A 16902-nucleotide genomic window follows, 5' to 3' on the forward strand; every position below is an offset into this window, starting at 1 on the left:
GTCAGGGCCAGGCGCGCATGGCCAAATCAGCGACGTATCGCAGCTCCTCCAGGCTCGCGCCGTCCTGTGCGGACTGCGACATGCCCTGCATCACCACGGCGATGTGCCGGGCCAATGCTCGCGCATTCGTGGATTCGGGCAGGACTCCGGCCTCGATATCGGCGGTGATCTTCTGCTCGAAGGCGGCGACATTGTTGTTGCGCATGCCCTCGAGCATGTCCGCGATGTCGTGATTGGTGGTGTTGAGGCCCGCGCTGATCACCATGCAGCCTGCGGGCCTGCCGGGGAGCGTGTACTCGGTGGCCGCCTCGCGCAGTGTGCGTGCGGCGGCGGCGCGGGCGGTCGGCTCCTCGGTGAGTGCGCGGAAGGCGAAGCCGCCGTAGTGGAGCCCGTAGCTCTGGATGGCCTCGTTGAACAGCTTCTGCTTGTCGCCGAAGGCCGCGTAGAGGCTCGGTGCGCCGATGCCGAGTTCGCCGGTGAGGTCGCTGATCGAGGTGGCTTCGTAGCCCTGTCGCCAGAACAGTCGTAATGCCTTGTCCAGGGCGGCATCTCGATCGAACTTGCGGGGCCGGCCTCGGGTTTGTGTGGCCATGCCACCTATTTTATAGCGCTCGTTAAATAATGTGCTACGGTCCTTTCTGTAACGATCGCTAGAGAATGCGATCGCGGGATGAAGGGACAGCGTCATGAGCGCACTCACCGGCAAGACGGCACTGGTCACCGGCAGCGGACGCGGCATCGGCCGGGCCATCGCGGAACGCCTCGGACGTGACGGCGCGCGCGTCGGCGTGCACTACAACGGCAATACCGCCGCCGCCGCGGAGACCGTCGCGGCCATCGAGGCCGCCGGGGGACAGGCCTTCGCGATCCAGGCCCCGCTCGGCGCGGCGGGCGACGCCGAAGCACTGTGGGCGGCCTTCGACGCACACGCCGACGGGCTCGACATCCTCGTCAACAACGCCGGTATCGACGGCATCCGGGAACCCATCGGGGGTACCGACGAGGAATCCTTCGACCGCGTCTTCGCCGTCAACACCAAGGCCCCGTTCTTCGTCACCAAACTCGGCCTGGAACGGCTGCGCGACAACGGCCGCGTCGTGAACGTCTCCACCGGCCTCACCCAGGGCCTGCGCATGCCGGAGCTCATCGCCTACACCATGACCAAGGGCGCGATCGACTCCTTCACCTCCATCCTGGCCAAGGAGGTCGGCGCGCGCGGCATCACCGTCAACGCCGTGGCGCCCGGCGTCGTCGACACCGATATGAACGCCGGCTGGCTCCGCAACGACGAGACCATGGCCTCGGTCGCCACCATGTCCCCGCTGCGGCGCGTGGCCGGACCCACCGAGATCGCAGACATCGTCGCCTTCCTGGCCTCCGAGGATTCCCGCTGGGTGACCGGCCAGTGGATCGACGCCACCGGCGGCGCGCTGCTGTGAGCGGGTGCGGGCCTCCGCACCCGATCGAGGGGTTCGGGGACGGAGCCCCTGCGGGTCTCGGGAGCCGGTTCCGCGCACTAGGCTGTGAGCGTGCTGTCCGTAGTGCCCAGTCCGCTTGTCGTGCGCGCCCCGTCCAAGGTGAATCTGCACCTCGGCGTGGGCGATCTCCGCGAGGACGGATACCACGACCTCACCACGGTCTTCCAAGCTCTCTCACTCAGCGACGACCTGCGCATCTCGCCCTCGGACACCCTCACCGTGAAGGTGTCCGGCGAGAGCGCCGACCAGGTCCCCACCGACCGCACCAATCTGGTGTGGCAGGCGGCCGTCCGGCTCGCGCACATCGCGGGCCGGGCCCCGCTGGTGGAAATCGCCATCGCCAAAGGGATTCCGGTCGCCGGCGGTATGGCGGGCGGCAGCGCCGACGCCGCCGCCGCACTGGTCGGCCTCAACGACCTCTGGGAACTCGGTCTCAGCCGTGCCGAATTGTTCGACCTCGCCGCCGAATTGGGCAGCGACGTTCCGTTCTCCCTGCACGGCGGCACCGCCCTCGGCCGCGGCCGCGGCGAGAAACTGCTTCCGGTGTTGTCCCGCAACACCTTCCACTGGGTCCTGGCCCTGGCCAAGGGCGGCCTCTCCACCCCGTCCGTCTTCCACGAACTGGACCGCCTCCGCGAAGCGGGCGACCCGCCCCGCCTCGGCAACCCCGAAGAACTGCTCCAGGCACTGGCCTCCGGCGACGCGAAACAGCTTGCCCCACTACTGGGTAACGACCTGCAAGCCGCCGCCCTCTCCCTGAAACCGGAACTCCGCCGCACCCTCCGCGCGGGCGTCGCGGCGGGCGCACTCGCCGGAATCGTCTCCGGCTCGGGTCCGACCTGCGCTTTCCTCTGCGCGGACGAGGAGTCGGCAGTCGCCGTCGCGGCCGAACTCTCCGGCGCGGGCGTGTGCCGCAGCGTCCGCACCGCCAGCGGCCCGGTCCCGGGCGCGCGCGTGATCAGCGACTCCTCCGGCCGCGCCTGATCGCTGCCCGAAGGCGGCATCCGTGCGCTCGGTACGCTTGCTAGCGGCAAGCGCACCTTTCGTCGCACGAATCAGAAGGATTTATGGCCAACCTGATCAACCTTGAAGCGGTCAACAAGAGCTTCGGCGTGAAGCCGTTGCTCGACAACATCTCGCTCGGGGTGCAGGAGGGCGAGCGGATCGGCGTCGTCGGACTCAACGGTGGCGGTAAGACCACGCTGCTGGAGGTGCTGACCGGGATCGAAGAGCCGGACAGCGGGCGGGTGAGCCGGGTCGGCGGGCTGCGGATGGCTGTGGTCACGCAGCGTGGCGTGCTGCCCGAGGGCGCGACCGTCGGCGAGGTGGTGCTCGCGGGGCTGGCCGAGGATCAGCAGACCGATGGTGTCGCCGAACACGAGTGGGCGTCGAATCCGCGCATCCGGTCGGTGGTCGAGGGCATCGGCATCGCCGATCTGGGCATGGACACGCCGGTCACGAATCTTTCCGGTGGCGAGCGCCGCCGCACCGCGCTGGCCGCCGCGCTGGTGCGCGATCTCGACCTGCTGGTGCTCGACGAGCCCACCAACCACCTCGATGTCGAGGGTGTCCAATGGCTGGCCGAGCATCTGCTGTCGCGGCGCAGCGCGCTCGTCGTCGTCACCCACGACCGCTGGTTCCTCGACACCGTCGCCACCCGCACCTGGGAGGTCCAGGGCGGCAAGGTGGAAACCTACGAGGGCGGCTACAACGACTGGATCTTCGCGCGCGCCGAACGCGTCCGGCAGGCCGACGCCTCCGAGGCGCGGCGGCAGAACCTGGCGCGCAAGGAACTCGCCTGGCTGCGGCGCGGCGCGCCCGCGCGCACGTCGAAGCCGCGCTATCGGATCGAGGCCGCTGAAGCGCTGATCGCCGATGTGCCCGCGCCGCGCGACTCCGTGCAGCTCGCCTCCTTCGCGCGAAAGCGCCTGGGCCGCGTGGTGATCGAGCTCGAGGACGCCACCCTCGCCACCCCGGACGGCCGTGAACTGGTCCAGGATCTGACCTGGCGGCTGGCCCCGGGCGAGCGGGTCGGCCTGGTCGGCGTGAACGGCTCCGGCAAAACCACCCTGCTGCGCGCCCTCGCGGGCGAGGTGGAACCGCAGTCCGGCAAGCGGATTCAGGGCAAGACCGTCAAAATCGGCTGGCTGCGCCAGGAACTCGACGACCTGCCGCTGGAAATGCGTGTGCTGGAAGCGGTCCAGGACGTCGCCATGCGAACCACCCTGGGCGACAAGGAGATCAGCGCCGGTCAGCTGGCCGAGCGCCTCGGCTTCACCCCCGCCAAACAGCGCACCCCGGTGCGCGACCTCTCCGGTGGCGAGCGCCGCCGCCTGCAGCTGACCCGCATCCTCATGAGCGAGCCCAACGTCCTGCTGCTCGACGAGCCCACCAACGACCTCGACATCGACACCCTCCAGCAGCTCGAAGACCTGCTGGACGGTTGGCCGGGCACCATGGTCGTGATCTCCCACGACCGCTACCTCATCGAGCGCATCTGCGACACCACCTGGGCCCTGTTCGGCGACGCCAAGCTCACCAACCTGCCCGGCGGCATCACCGAGTACCTGAAGAAGCGCTCGGCCCTGGCCGCGGGCAAGTCCGCCCCCGCCAAATCCGCCCCGGCCCCAGCGAACGGCACGTCGACCGCGAATCCGACTGCCCCCGCCACGGATTCGGCCGCCTACCGCGCCGCCCGCAAGGAACTCGCCAAGCTGGAGCGCTCCATCGAGAAGCTCTCCGAGCGCGAGGCCAAACTCCACACCGCCTTCGCCGAGGCTGCCACCGATCCCGACAAGCTGATCAGCCTGGGAGCCGAGCTCAAGCAGGTGCAGGCCGAGAAGGAAACCGCCGAAGAGCGCTGGCTGGAACTGGCCGACAACGCGTAAGTCCCCCGCATGCCGGGCTGGCGGTGTGCGCACCGGGCTGATGCGCGTGCGACCGGATGCGGGGTGGCTACAGCGCCTGGTCCAGGCTCGGCACCGGCAGGCAGATGCGCACGAAGCCCGCGCCGAACGAGGTGAGTTCGATGGTGCGGTAGAGCACCTTGGTGCCGAATCCGGCTCGTTTCAACCGCTGCCGTACCTCGGGCAGCGCCTCCAGCAGCTGGTACCGATTCGGATTGCCGAGTGGTTCGCGGGCGATGTCGACCAGGCCGAGCCGGTCGAGGTTGATCAGGTACTGGTCGACCCGGTTCGGGTAGCGCAGTCCGGCGTCCTCACCGAGCAGGTTGAACTCCCCGGCGGAGGCCCGCCCGGTGCGCACCTCCAGGATGGGCTGCGGCCCGTCCAGGTAGAGGAACCGGATGATGCGCGCCTCATCGGGCGTGAGCTCGCCGAGGATGCGCGAATAGGCCGGATGGTGCGTGTCGTCCTCGTGGAAATCGGCTGAACGGCGCAGCAATTCGGCCCCGCGCGCCCGGAGTTCGGCGGCGGGAGCCGGCTGTTCGGTGGCGACCTGCTCGATCACCTGCCGCTCGGGCACCCCGAGCGCCTGCAGGACCGAATCCCGTACCTGCGCACCGGCTTCGGAGAGGACCTCGCGGGGCGGCTGCCCGGCCATGCTGCCGCGCAGCACGATTCCGGTGACGCCCAGGGCGGTGCTCAGGCCCCAGGCGCTGGCCTCCACGGCCGCCGAAACGGCCACGCGCATCACGCCGGTGGCGGCGCGCACTGGGGAGGCGACTGTGGTCTTGCGTGGTGTGACCGGTACCGGTGTGGGCGCTTGCGGCCGTACCACGAGTTCTGTCGAGGTGGTGGCCGGTTCTGCAGCGCCCGAACCGGATTCGGTCATAGCCATGTCGTCGCAACTCCTGTTCCGAATATCAGGAGGTGAGCGTAACCGGCGAAGAGCCCCAGCGCGCCGCCATGGACGAACAAAAGCCATTCGTCTTGTTTGATGGCCGATCGCAGCATGTCCACGAACTCCGGCGGCGGCAGCGCCGACATTTGTTTGGCGATGTACTCCGAGACCTGTTTGCCCTGTTGCACATTGAACGCCGGGTCCGCGAACCCGATGGGCGCGATGCGGGTGGCCTCGGTGGTGAGGGTGGCCTGCAGCGAGTCGAACTCGCGTCCGCCCATCATGAATCGCACCGCGCCCTTGGCCGGGCCGAGCGCGCGGTCGGCGGCGGGGCGCAGGGTTTCCTCGAGCATCTGCATGGTGCGGTCCGAGCGCGGGCCGTTGAGCAGTTCGTCGCCGACATTGGCGAAGGTCATGATCTCGCGGGACACCAGTTCGGCGTAGCCCTCGGTGATCTCGTCCTGCCGTTTGATGAGCAGCCCCTGCCGCCACGGGCACCACCACTTCGGGTAGGCGGGCGCGAAGATCAGGTTGATGCCGACCCAGTTGACCACCCAGCCGATGACGATGCCGCCGATGGGCAGCACGGCCAGCGCCGACCATCCGGTCAGGTGCAGGATGCCGACCAGCACCACACCCATGGGCGCGCCGAAGTAGAAGCCGAAGTTCTGCATGAACCGCAGTTCCTTGGCCCCGAGCACCTGGAAGACGCTGTTGAGCAACTGCGGCCGGGCCTGGAAGTAGCGGATGACCATCTGCTTCACGTCCAGCAGTTGATCTATGTTGTTGCCGATTTCATCGGTGAGCTCGCGCAGAATCTCGGGCAGTTGCTGCCGCACGCGTTCATGGATCAACTCACGCACCTGCGTCGGGAGGTTGTACCAGAGCTGCGGATGCTCGCGTTTCAAGATCTCTTCAATGATCTCTCGAATCTGAACTTCAGCAATTTCGGTCAAATGTTCAGCGAGCTTCTCGGGATTCAGTTCCCGATAGAAGTCCGCGACACTGCCGAGTTTCGCCAGCCCCTTGTCGACGGCGATGCTCGCCATCTTGTCGGCACGTGACGGAACGATCCCCTGCCAGCCGATCCGCCCGTCGTACTGCAGCAGCGGCAGCACCTGAATCTTCTTGGGCAGGAACGGAAAGAGTGCCGCCAACCCCGGCACTCGAACCCCATGGAACTTGATCGGTTTGAACAGCATCAGGATGCCGGTCCAGTTCGTGATGTAGCCGATCACACCCGTGAACAAGGGAATCGTGATCAGTTCCATCAGAATTGTCGGGTGGACTCCGAAAACACTCTCTAGCACGTCTACCCTCCTGCCGACCCGCCACCGTTCACCGCCGCCGGTGTACGCACCCCATCGGCATCCCGGACCTTACTGTGCCTTTAGGAAGTGAGTCCAGTGACGGAGTGTCTGGGCCGGAGATCTCGGTCACATTGGTGTACCCCGCTGTTCCGCGTACTTGCCCGCAGCGGTGAGAATGACTCCGACCACATCCATATCGCACGCGGTACAGAGGTGTTGGGGGTCATGTCCGCCGCGTGTCGGCAGGCATGAACGGGGTAGCCTCCACATGGCTTGCGGGTTCGACATGCCCGGTTGCCTGTCGGGGGCAATAATCTGTGGACGATTTGGTTCACCTGGCGATATTCGGAGATGGACGTGGCAGACGACAGGACCGGCGAGGTGGTCCGTCCGGGTTCCCGTGCCGTGGAACGCAAGTCCGATGTGGACGAGCGGCAGATCAGCAATGAGGCGCGGCTGATTCGAGGGGCTTTCCGGGCAGCGGGACTCGCGGTCGGCACGGCGGTGCGCGGGGGACAGTGGGCGGTCGGCACCAGCGTCGAGATCACCAAACAGCTGACTCAGGCAGCGCTGGACGGGGATTCGTCGGCCGATATCGCGGAGCGCACGGGCAATGCGCTGCGCTCGATCGCCCGCAGCGCGCTCGGCGTCACCGAGGGGTCGGTGCGCGAGATCGTCTCCTATGTTCCGACTCCCATCGGCCCCGGTCAGCAGTCCATCGGCATGGGCAACCTGGTGCGTTCGGGCACCAACGAGGAACTGCGCCGCCGCGGCGACGCGCTGCTGGCCCGCTCGGCCGACGTCTACTTCACCGAGAACGTGCACCCGGCCTACGACCGCATCCTCGATCAGCTGGCCCCCGACGAGGCCCGCATCCTGCGCTTCATGGCCCTCAACGGCCCGCAGCCCACCGTCGACGTGCGCACCAACCGCCCGCTCGGCATCGGCTCCGAACTCGTCGCGGGCGATCTCACCTCGGTCCCCGAGCAGGCAGGCGTCCGCTACCCGGACCGCTCCCGCCACTACCTGATCAACCTCAACCGCCTCGGCCTCACCATGACCTCCGAGGATCCCGTGGTGCTCTCGCGCTACATGGTGCTGGAGGTACAGCCGGTGGTCGAAGTGGCCCTCAAGAAGGCCGGCCGAGTCCCCAAGATCGTCCGAAAGAGCCTGCGCCTCACCGAATTCGGCGAAGACTTCTGCCAGACCTGCTTCAGCATCGGCAACGGGCACTGAGCGCACGTTCGGTCGGCTGATAGCGATACGGTACAAATCTCGGCAAATATGTGCAGGATTCCGCATTCCTGATGGGATTGTGGACGGTATGGATTCCGACGCCGTCGCCGCGATCAGCCGGCTGAAGTTCCGGTATCTGCGCGCCCTCGACACCAAGTCGTGGGAGGAGTTCGCGGACACCATGATTCCGGAGGCCACCGCCACCTACAGCGAGTACCTCCAGTTCGAGTCGCGCGATGCGTTCCTGGCATTCATGCGGAACACCCTGGGTCCCCATGTCATCACCGAGCACCGGTGCGACCACCCGGAGATCGACGTCGACGGGGATACCGCCGTCGGCACCTGGTACCTCGCGGATACGGTGCTCATCCCCGGCCACAACATGCTGCTGCGCGGGGCGGCCTTCTACTCCGATCAGTACGTCCGCTGCGACGACGGCCAGTGGCGGATCGCGCACACCGGCTACGAGCGGACCTACGAGGTCGTGCTCTCGCTGTCCGACTTACCAAGTCTCCGACTGACTTCCAGCCGCTGGGGCCTCATCGCCCGCGACCCCGCCGACATCCCCCGCACCGATCCCATGCCCCCCGACGGCCAGGCCACCATGGGCTGAGGGAGCCCCGTGGATTACTGGTCGTTGCCGGCGACGAGCGGTTCCAGGGTGAGGTTCGGGTGTTCCTTCTGGACGTAGGCGAGCTTCCACTTGTCGCCGAAGAGGGCGAGCATCACGCCGTCGGTGCGGGTGAAGACCTCGACGCCGCGCTGGCGGGCCAGCTCCGGGGCCGACTCGGCGTCGGTGCGGCGAGCCAGCTGGTAGGGGAGGTTGTCGAGGTTGGTCTCGACGTTGTACTCGCCGAGCATGCGGGCCGTCACGACCTCGAACTGCATGGGGCCGACCGCGGCCAGCACGGGGGAGGCGTCGCCGCGCACATCGTTGCGCAGCACCTGCACCACGCCCTCGGAGTCGAGCTGGTCGATGGCCTTGCGGAACTGCTTGTACTTGCCGGCGCTCTGCGCGCGCAGGATGGCGAAGTGCTCGGGTGCGAAGGACGGGATCGGCGGGAACTGCACCTTCTTGTCCACGAACAGCGTGTGCCCGGGGGCGAGCGCGGTGGCGTTGACGAGGCCGACCACATCGCCCGGATAGGCGGTGTCGACGGTGGTGCGTTCGCGGCCGAAGACGGTGAGCGCGTACTTGGTGGCGAACGGGCGACCGGTCTGCGCGTGCGTCACCACCATGCCGCGCTCGAATTCACCGGAGACGATGCGCATGAAGGCCAGCCGGTCGCGGTGCGCGGTGTCCATACCGGCCTGCACCTTGAAGATGACCGCGCTGAACGGATCGGTGGTCTCGCGCTGATCGCCGTTCACGTCCTTGCGGGAACGCGGTGCGGGCGCGAGCTCGACGAGGGTCTCGAGCAGTTGGCGCACACCGAAATTCAGCATGGCGGAGGCGTAGATGACCGGTGAGGTGTGGCCGGCGAGGAACAGTTCCTGATCGTGGTCCTGCCCGGCGGCGGACAGCAGTTCGCTCTCCTCGGCGGCGGTGGTCCACACGTCGCCTTCCTTCGCGGCGGCCTGCTCCGGGGAGTAGTGCTCCTCGGGGGCGATGGTCGCGCCGCCCGCGGTGCGGGTGAAGTTGATGTACTCGGTGGCCGCGCCGTCCTCGCCGCGGCGCAGCAGCCCGCGGAAATCACCGGCGATACCGACCGGAAGAAACAGCGGCGTCGGGGTGAGGCCGATGCGCTCGATGATCTCGTCGAGCAGTTCCAGCGGCTCGCGGCCCGGCCGGTCCCACTTGTTGATGACGGTGATGACCGGAATCCCGCGATCCCGCGCCACCTGGAAGAGCTTGAGCGTCTGCGGCTCCAGGCCCTTGGCCGCGTCGATGAGCATGACCGCCGCGTCGACCGCGGTGAGCACGCGGTAGGTGTCCTCGGAGAAGTCGGAGTGACCGGGGGTGTCCACCAGGTTGATCACGCAGTCGCCGTACTCGAACTGCAGCGCGGTCGAGCTGACGGAGATACCGCGCGCCTTCTCCATCTCCATCCAGTCCGAGACGGTGGACTTGCGACCGGACTTGCCGTGGATGGCACCGGCCTCGGAAATCACCTTGGCATGCAGTGCGAGCGCCTCGGTCAGCGTCGACTTACCGGCGTCCGGATGGGAGATGACCGCGAAGGTGCGCCGCCGAGCGACCTCGTCGCCCAACCGCCCGGGTGTGGGTGCGGTGGTCGCGCTGGACGTCGGGGAACTCACCGGGGGACTCCTTTTGTGCAGACGAGGCAACCTATCCAGGCTACGCGACCGGCCGTTCCGCCCGACCAGCCGGTCCGGCGGCCCTAACCGAGGTGCCGTGTGACGGCGATGGTGATGAGCCGGTCCACATCCGCCTGCGGGGCGACGGCCTCGAGGCTGCGGTTCGCGGTGACGACGGCGATGCCGTGCAGGTTCGTCCAGAGGGCTAACGCGCGATCGTCGGCGTGGTCGGGGGCGCAGGCGGCGACCAGGTCGCGCCACCAGCGGAAGAGGGGGAGGGTGACGGTGGCGCGCAGGTTCTCGCCCGCGCCTTCGAGGAGGTCGTGGCGGAACATGAGGGTGAACATCTCGGTGCGGCGGGTCGCGAAGGCGACGTAGGCGCGCGCGGCGGCCTCCACGCGTTGGCTCGGTGAATCACCCTGTACCGCTTCGATTTCGGTGCGCAGGTCGGTGTAGCCGCGGGCGGCGACGGCGGCCAGCAGGGAGTTGTGGGTGGGGAAGTAGCGGCGGGGCGCGCCGTGTGAGACGCCGGTTTCGCGGGCGATGGCGCGCAGGCCGAGTTGGCTCGCGCCGACCTGTTCGAGCATGTCCACACCGGCGGTGATCAGCCGGTCGCGCAGCGGCTCAACGACACTCATGGCCGTCATTGTCTCCGCCCCTTCGTCGGATTGTCTGTAGACACTGTCTACTCCATCGTGTAGACCTGATTCCAGTACGTAGACAGTGTCTACCAAATCGTTCCGGGGAGGAAAGACCATGTGGTACTGGGTGCTCAAGCACATTCTGGTCGGGCCGGTGCTGCGCCTGCTGGGGCGGCCGAAAGTGGAGGGGCTGCACCATGTTCCGAAGGACGGCCCGGTGATCATCGCCGCCAATCACCTGGCCGTGGTGGATTCGCTCTACCTGTGCCTGGTGCTGGACCGCCCGGTCACCTTCCTCGCCAAGCAGGAGTACTTCACCGGCGGCGGCCTGCGCGGCCGGATCAACCGCTGGGTCATGAAGGCCACCCATCAGGTGCCGGTCGACCGCACCGGCGGCAGCGCCGGATCCGATTCGCTGACCGCCGCGTCCCGCATCCTCGAGGGCGGCGGCATCTGGGGCATCCATCCCGAGGGCACCCGTTCCCCGGACGGCCGGATCTACCGCGGCCGCACCGGTGTCATCCGGGTCGCCATGCAGACCGGTGCGCCGGTGGTTCCGGTGGTGCTGTCCGGCACCGACAAGGTGAATCCGCGCCACCGGCGCTTCCTGCGCCCGGCCAAGGTGCGCGTCTCCTTCGGTCGTCCCCGCTACTTCCTGCCCGCCGATCAGCAGGGCGTGCGTCGCGCGACCGATGATCTGATGGCCGATATCGTGCGCCGATCGGGCCGTCCCTACGTCGACTGCTACGCCGCGACCTTCAAGGCCAGCGCCTAATAGTGCACGGGGGGTCCCGATTTCAAGGGGTAATCGGCTGCGTGTTAGAGTTCTCGGGTTGTCTCGGCGAGGGTGCGGCACTCAACTGCCCACCGTGATCGACGCGGCGCGGCTGATCGGCCGTCCCTGCTCGGTTCATTCGCCTGACTAGCAGACCAAGCCGAATCAGGGTGCACGTTCCCCTGTTTCGCACGCCGATAAAGAGCCGATGCCGTAGGAGCAGCCTGTCATGTCTGACGCCAACCTTCTCGAAGCCACCGTTCGTACCGAATTCGGCAAGGGCGCCGCGCGTCGCACCCGCCGCGACGGCAATGTGCCCGCCGTGCTGTACGGCCACAACGAGGAGCCGCAGCACCTGTCCGTGAACGCCCAGGCGTTCGCCGCCATCCTGCGTGAGCACGGCACCAACGCCGTCCTGAACCTGGACATCGCGGGCAAGAAGCAGCTGGCGCTGACCAAGTCGGTCGTCGTGCACCCGATCCGCCGCTACATCGAGCACGCCGACCTGCTGATCGTCCGCAAGGGCGAGAAGGTCACCGCCGACGTGCACGTCACCCTGGTCGGCGAGGCCGGCTCGGGCACCCTGGTCACCCAGGAGGCCACCACCCTCTCCATCGAGGCCGAGGCCCTGAACATCCCCGAGGCCATCGAGGTGAACATCGAGGGCGCCGAGGCCGGCACCCAGATCACCGCGGGCTCCATTGCGCTGCCGAAGGGCGTCACCCTGGCCGGCGACGCCGAGGCCCTGATCGTCAACATCATCGCCGCCCCGGCCGCCGAGCCGGCCGCCGACGAGGCCGAGGCCACCGAGGAAGCCGCCGAGTAATCAACTCGCGCAACGGTTCTCGATGACCGAGGCAACTGCCGGGGCCGCGCTCGTGGTCGGACTGGGTAATCCCGGAGCCGAATACGAGCGCACCCGGCACAATGTCGGTTTCATGGTCGCCGATGTGCTCGCGGAGCGCGTCGGCGGCCGTTTCACCGTGCACAAGAAGTCGGGCGCGGACCTGATCGAGGCCCGCCTCGACGGGCGCAAGGTGCTGATCGCCAAGCCGCGCAGCTACATGAACCTGTCCGGCCGCCCGGTGGCCGCGCTGGCCCGCTTCTTCTCCGTGCCCGCGACGGACGTGATCGCGGTGCACGACGAACTCGATCTGCCCTTCGGCACCGTGCGGCTCAAGCGCGGTGGCGGCGAGGGCGGGCACAACGGCCTGCGTTCCATGTCGCAGGCGCTCACCACCAAGGACTACCTGCGCGTCCGCTTCGGCATCGGCCGTCCGCCGGGCCGCCAGGATCCCGCGGATTTCGTGTTGAAGCCGTTCTCCGCGCCGGAGCGCAAAGAGGTTCCGGTGATCGTGGAGCAGGCCGCCGACGCCGTGGAGCTGCTGCTCCGGGTCGGCTTGGAAACCGCGCAGAATCAGCTGCACTGACTCAGCGCCGGGCCATCTGCTCGGTGATGAGTTCTTTGAAAGTCGTGACGGCGTCCGAGGTTTCGTCGTGCCGGGTGGCGCAGTACCAGGTGCGCCGCTCCGGGATCTCGCCGACGCGAACGCTGGCCACATCGGTGCGGCCGTGGACGCGTTCGGCCACCCACTGCGGCATGACGCTCACCGAATCACTCGAGGCCACCACCTCGATGATGGTGTCGAAGCCGGTCGAGAGCGTGGTCAGCTTCCCGTGTCGCGCACCCTCGGGCAGGGGTAGCGGCGGCGCCGGAATGCGTTGCTGGTCATAGGTATCCGGCAGCACCACGTGAACGCCGTCGAAGTCGGCCGCGGTGACGTAGTCGCGTCCCGCCCACGGATGCCCGATGCCGACCACGGCGCGCATCTCGTCGTCGAACAACCGGTCCAGCCGCACCCGGTCCACCCGGCGATCCAGTTTCGCGACGAGCGCGACGTCGAGGCGGTCCTCGAGCAGCGCTTCGACCATGTCGTCGTCGCGGATGGGTTCCACCTGGATCTCCGAATCCGGCATTCGGTTCCGGAATCTGTTGAGCACCAACGGCATCCACTCGTAGCTGGCCGCGCACTGCGAGGCGATCCGCACCGGCCGGGTCCGGCCCGCGCCGAGCTGACGCAAATCGTGTCGCGCGGAACGCAATTCGCCGAGGGTGCGCCCCGCCGCCTGCAGCATGCGCCGACCGGCGGTGGTGGGTTCCAGCACCCGCCCGCGCCGATCGAACAGCGGCATCCCGATGCGGTCCTCGAGCCGCAGCAGCCGCTGACTCAGTGCGGGCTGACTGACATAGAGCTGCCGTGCCGCCGCGGTGAGCGTGCGCTGACTCCCCAGCGCTTCCAGCAGCTCCAGATCGCGGATATCGACATCCATAACCTGAGCTTATATCAACTATCCAACCTTGGTCGTGGTGTTATGCGCCGGCTGTTCCTAGCGTGGGTTGTACCAACCTGAGAGAAGGAACCCCGATGACCACAATCGCGATCGTCTACCACTCCGGTTTCGGCCACACCCGCGTCCAAGCCGAATCCGTGAGCCGGGGAGCAACTTCGGTCCCCGGGGTCGAGGCCCGCCTGGTCTCCGTCGACGAATACGAGTCCGCCTGGGAGGCCATCGACGCCGCCGACGCCATCGTCTTCGGCACCCCCACCTACATGGCCGGCGTCTCGGCCCCCTTCAAAGCCTTCCTCGACGCCACCTCCGGCCGCTGGGCCCAGCAACTCTGGAAGGACAAGATCGCCGCCGGTTTCACCAACTCCGCGGGCGCGAGCGGCGACAAACTCAATACGCTGCAATCCCTTTCGCTGTTCGCCATGCAGCACGGCATGGTCTGGGTCGGCCTCGGCCTGCTCCCCGGCGACGTCCACACCCCCGCCGACCTCAACCGCCTCGGCAGCTTCCTCGGCGCGATGGCCCACTCGCCAGTCGACGCGACCCCCGAAATCGCCCCCGGCCCAGGCGATCTCGCCACCGCCGAACACCTCGGCCGCCGCGTGGCCCAGGCCGCCCTGCGCTGGGCGGGCGCGCGCGAGCTGGCCGAGGCCGCCTCATGAACGCGCCGGTCACGGCCGCGCGCGACCAGGTGGCCGACGCCCTGCACCGCTACTTCGACGGCCTCTATCACAGCGACACCACCCTGCTGTCCGAGGTCTTCCACCCGAAGGCGATCTACGCCACCGCCACCGACGGCACCCTCACCCACCTCACCATGGCCGAGTACTTCCCCATCGTCGCCGCCCGCCCCGCACCCGCCGCCCGCAACGCCCCCCGCCGCGACCGCATCCTCTCCATCGACTTCGCCGGCCCGGTCACCGCCCTGGCCCGAGTCGAATGCGCCCTCGCCCCAAAACATTTCACCGACCTACTAACCCTCGTCCACCTGGAAAACCGCTGGCAGATCATCGCCAAGGTCTTCCACTACGACCTCGAACAGGACTGACATGCCCTACGTGAACATCAAGGTCACCGACGAAGGCGTCACCCCCGCCCAAAAACGCGACCTCATCGCCGGCGTCACCGACCTCCTCGTCAAGATCCTGAACAAGGACCCCGCCACCACCTTCGTGGTCATCGACGAAGTGGCCCTCGACGATTGGGGCATCGGCGGCCTCCAGGTCCCGGAATACCGTCGCCGAGCGATCGATAAATAGGCCGGAAAGGTCGGCCAGGCGGAGCGATCCGACCGACTCCGACGAACTGGGCACGAAAGTCCAGTGCGCCCGGACTGCCCTCGAACGCATTCAGGGGCGTCGGGGTGGTGCAGGGCGTGCGGCGGAAGCGGTTTCAGCTCAGGTGTGCTGCGGTGGCGGAGCGGCGGAGCTTGCCCGAGGAGGTTTTGGGGAGGGCTCCGGGGCCGAGTACCGTGACGCTGCGGGGGCGGACGCCGACCTCGGAGAAGACGGCGTGGATGATGTCGTGTTCGATGCGCTTGACTTCGGTGGGGTTCTGGAAGTCGTTGGATTCGACTACGACCGCGAAGCTTTCGCGTTTGTGGCCGGCGTCGAGGCGGACGGCTACCGCGTTGCCGGGGCGGACGCCCTTGACGCGCAGGGCTGCTCGTTCGATGTCGGTGGGGTAGATGTTGCGGCCGCCCATGATGATGACGTCCTTCATGCGGCCGCAGACGACCACCAGGCCGTCCTCGGTGAAGTAGCCGATGTCGCCGGTGTCGAGCCATCCCTCGGAGTCGAGGGCGGGGCGGAAGCCGTTGGTGGTGACATAGCCGGAAGTCACCGCGGGGCCGCGGAGTTCGATGATGCCGACGGAGCGGACGGGCAGGACGGTGCCCTCGTGGTCGACGATCCGGCCCTCCAGGTTGTCGACCAGGTAGCCGAGAGTGGGGAGGCGGCGCAGGTTGCCGTGGTGGTGTTCGGGGTGACGGACCGGCACCGCCTTGCCGAGCGCTTCGAGTAGGTCGGCGTCGACGAGGTCGAGCACCTGGCCCAGGCCCGGATCCGGAATCGACACGGCGAGTGTGGTTTCGGCCATTCCGTAGACGGGCGTGAGGGCCATGGGGTTGAGGCCGAAGCGTTTTCCGGCGGCGGCGAGGGTGTCCATGGTGTCGGCGTCCACCGGTTCCGCGCCGTTCCACATGTAGCGGACGCTGCTGAGATCCACCGCGCCGTCGTCGGCGTTGCGTAGTCGGCGGGCCAGCAGGGAGTAGGCGAAATTCGGTGCGGCGGTGACAGTTCCACGGTATTTCGAAATCAGCTCGGCCCACAGCATGGGGCGCATGAGGAAGTCGAGTGGGGTCACGCACACCACTTCGGCGCCGAATTGCATGGGCACCGAGAGGAATCCGACCATGCCCATATCGTGGAAGAGGGGCAGCCAGCTGACCATCACGTCATCGTCGAGCTTGAATTTCACCCGATCGAACATGGCGTAGGCGTTCACGTGGAAATTGCCGTGCGTGATGCGCACCGCCTTGGGGATACCCGTGGAGCCGGATGTCAACTGCTGCAACGCGATATCGGCTTCACCGGTGGGCAGCGGGTCGACGGGCGCGCCCGCGCGCATACCGTCCATGGTGACCACGTCGATACCGCGTTCGCGCAGCAGCGGTTCCGCGACCTCGAAGGGCGCGCCCAGGATCACGGCGCGCGCCTCGATCATGTTCAGCACGGTCTCGGTATCGCGCGCCCACACCTGCAGATCGGTGCGCGGAGTGGGCTGATGCAGCATGGTGATCGACGCCCCGCGCATCCACACCGCCTGGCACGCGGGCGCGATATCGACCGGCATCCCGGCCAGCACCCCCACCGCGTCCCCGTGCCCGATCCCCGCCGCCGCGAGCCCGCCCGCCATCCGCCGCGCGATCTCGTGAATCTCACCCCACGTCTGCCGCAGCGGCGCATCCGGTTCCCCGGTCACCAACCCCCGCTCGGAAACCCGCGCGGTCGCATACATTTCCTCGGTGAAGCGGCTCATGGCGTACTCCTCGA

At 67.7% G+C, this 16902-nt stretch carries 18 protein-coding genes; 11 read left to right on the forward strand and 7 right to left on the reverse strand.

What is annotated here, in order from left to right; all coding sequences use genetic code 11:
* Window position 1 precedes the first annotated feature (1 nt).
* Window positions 2-592: a TetR/AcrR family transcriptional regulator gene (locus JK358_RS34535; RefSeq protein ID WP_201956221.1), complete on the reverse strand. Its 591-nt coding sequence runs from the start codon at window positions 590-592 to the stop codon at window positions 2-4.
* A gap of 94 nt (window positions 593-686) precedes the next feature.
* On the opposite strand from JK358_RS34535, the gene JK358_RS34540 reads away from it, so the two are divergent.
* The 3 genes from JK358_RS34540 (at window position 687) to JK358_RS34550 (ending at window position 4366) form a co-directional block, all read left to right on the forward strand.
* Window positions 687-1439: an SDR family oxidoreductase gene (locus JK358_RS34540; RefSeq protein ID WP_201956224.1), complete on the forward strand. Its 753-nt coding sequence runs from the start codon at window positions 687-689 to the stop codon at window positions 1437-1439.
* Window positions 1440-1529: 90 nt separating this feature from the next.
* Entirely contained in the window at window positions 1530-2462 is a 933-nt protein-coding gene (locus tag JK358_RS34545; RefSeq protein WP_201956227.1) for a 4-(cytidine 5'-diphospho)-2-C-methyl-D-erythritol kinase, read from the forward strand.
* Window positions 2463-2545: 83 nt separating this feature from the next.
* On the forward strand, window positions 2546-4366 hold the full coding sequence (locus JK358_RS34550) for an ABC-F family ATP-binding cassette domain-containing protein (RefSeq protein WP_201956229.1): 1821 nt from the start codon (window positions 2546-2548) through the stop codon (window positions 4364-4366).
* A 67-nt stretch (window positions 4367-4433) separates the two neighbouring features.
* Here JK358_RS34550 and JK358_RS34555 read toward each other — a convergent pair whose 3' ends face one another.
* Both JK358_RS34555 and JK358_RS34560 read right to left on the reverse strand, forming a co-directional pair.
* A complete protein-coding gene (locus tag JK358_RS34555; RefSeq protein WP_232852407.1) occupies window positions 4434-5276 on the reverse strand; it encodes an Abi-alpha family protein in 843 nt (280 codons plus the stop codon).
* On the reverse strand, window positions 5267-6550 hold the full coding sequence (locus JK358_RS34560) for a DUF445 domain-containing protein (protein ID WP_201956232.1): 1284 nt from the start codon (window positions 6548-6550) through the stop codon (window positions 5267-5269). The genes JK358_RS34555 and JK358_RS34560 overlap by 10 nt, the downstream gene beginning before the upstream one ends.
* A 390-nt stretch (window positions 6551-6940) precedes the next feature.
* On the opposite strand from JK358_RS34560, the gene JK358_RS39660 reads away from it, so the two are divergent.
* Both JK358_RS39660 and JK358_RS34570 read left to right on the forward strand, forming a co-directional pair.
* The gene (locus JK358_RS39660; RefSeq protein ID WP_232852408.1) at window positions 6941-7825 is read left to right on the forward strand and encodes a DUF4393 domain-containing protein; all 885 of its coding nucleotides are present in this window, start codon (window positions 6941-6943) and stop codon (window positions 7823-7825) included.
* Window positions 7826-7913: 88 nt separating this feature from the next.
* Window positions 7914-8438: a nuclear transport factor 2 family protein gene (locus JK358_RS34570; protein WP_201956235.1), complete on the forward strand. Its 525-nt coding sequence runs from the start codon at window positions 7914-7916 to the stop codon at window positions 8436-8438.
* A gap of 14 nt (window positions 8439-8452) precedes the next feature.
* On the opposite strand, the gene JK358_RS34575 is transcribed toward JK358_RS34570, so the two are convergent.
* Together JK358_RS34575 and JK358_RS34580 are read right to left on the reverse strand one after the other, a co-directional pair.
* The gene (locus tag JK358_RS34575; protein ID WP_201956238.1) at window positions 8453-10084 is read right to left on the reverse strand and encodes a peptide chain release factor 3; all 1632 of its coding nucleotides are present in this window, start codon (window positions 10082-10084) and stop codon (window positions 8453-8455) included.
* A gap of 83 nt (window positions 10085-10167) precedes the next feature.
* Window positions 10168-10722 carry a TetR/AcrR family transcriptional regulator gene (locus tag JK358_RS34580; RefSeq protein ID WP_201956239.1) on the reverse strand — a complete coding sequence of 185 codons (555 nt, stop codon included), beginning with the start codon at window positions 10720-10722 and terminating at the stop codon, window positions 10168-10170.
* Between the two features lie 118 nt (window positions 10723-10840).
* Between JK358_RS34580 and JK358_RS34585 the strand changes: the two genes are divergently transcribed.
* From JK358_RS34585 to pth, 3 genes are all read left to right on the forward strand, one after another.
* Complete coding sequence (locus tag JK358_RS34585; protein ID WP_201956242.1) at window positions 10841-11500, forward strand: lysophospholipid acyltransferase family protein; 660 nt, start codon at window positions 10841-10843, stop codon at window positions 11498-11500.
* 229 nt (window positions 11501-11729) lie between these two features.
* Complete coding sequence (locus JK358_RS34590) at window positions 11730-12326, forward strand: 50S ribosomal protein L25/general stress protein Ctc (RefSeq protein ID WP_201956245.1); 597 nt, start codon at window positions 11730-11732, stop codon at window positions 12324-12326.
* Between the two features lie 22 nt (window positions 12327-12348).
* Window positions 12349-12930, forward strand: coding sequence for an aminoacyl-tRNA hydrolase (gene pth, locus JK358_RS34595; RefSeq protein ID WP_201956248.1), 582 nt, complete (start codon window positions 12349-12351; stop codon window positions 12928-12930).
* A 1-nt stretch (window position 12931) separates the two neighbouring features.
* On the opposite strand, the gene JK358_RS34600 is transcribed toward pth, so the two are convergent.
* A complete protein-coding gene (locus tag JK358_RS34600) occupies window positions 12932-13831 on the reverse strand; it encodes a LysR family transcriptional regulator (protein ID WP_201956259.1) in 900 nt (299 codons plus the stop codon).
* A 95-nt stretch (window positions 13832-13926) separates the two neighbouring features.
* Here JK358_RS34600 and JK358_RS34605 point away from each other — a divergent pair, with 95 nt between their 5' ends.
* Genes JK358_RS34605 through JK358_RS34615 form a run of 3 tightly spaced genes read left to right on the forward strand, consistent with a single transcriptional unit; the run spans window position 13927 to window position 15108 of the window.
* Window positions 13927-14511: a flavodoxin family protein gene (locus JK358_RS34605; protein ID WP_201956262.1), complete on the forward strand. Its 585-nt coding sequence runs from the start codon at window positions 13927-13929 to the stop codon at window positions 14509-14511.
* Window positions 14508-14897, forward strand: coding sequence for a nuclear transport factor 2 family protein (locus tag JK358_RS34610; RefSeq protein ID WP_201956273.1), 390 nt, complete (start codon window positions 14508-14510; stop codon window positions 14895-14897). The genes JK358_RS34605 and JK358_RS34610 overlap by 4 nt, the downstream gene beginning before the upstream one ends.
* A 1-nt stretch (window position 14898) precedes the next feature.
* A complete protein-coding gene (locus JK358_RS34615; protein ID WP_201956276.1) occupies window positions 14899-15108 on the forward strand; it encodes a tautomerase family protein in 210 nt (69 codons plus the stop codon).
* Window positions 15109-15241: 133 nt separating this feature from the next.
* On the opposite strand, the gene JK358_RS34620 is transcribed toward JK358_RS34615, so the two are convergent.
* The gene (locus tag JK358_RS34620; protein ID WP_201956278.1) at window positions 15242-16888 is read right to left on the reverse strand and encodes a fatty acyl-AMP ligase; all 1647 of its coding nucleotides are present in this window, start codon (window positions 16886-16888) and stop codon (window positions 15242-15244) included.
* Between the last annotated feature and the right edge of the window lie 14 nt (window positions 16889-16902).

Origin of the sequence: Nocardia acididurans (genome assembly GCF_016741815.1) — a bacterium.
Taxonomy (GTDB): Bacteria; Actinomycetota; Actinomycetes; order Mycobacteriales; family Mycobacteriaceae; genus Nocardia; species Nocardia acididurans.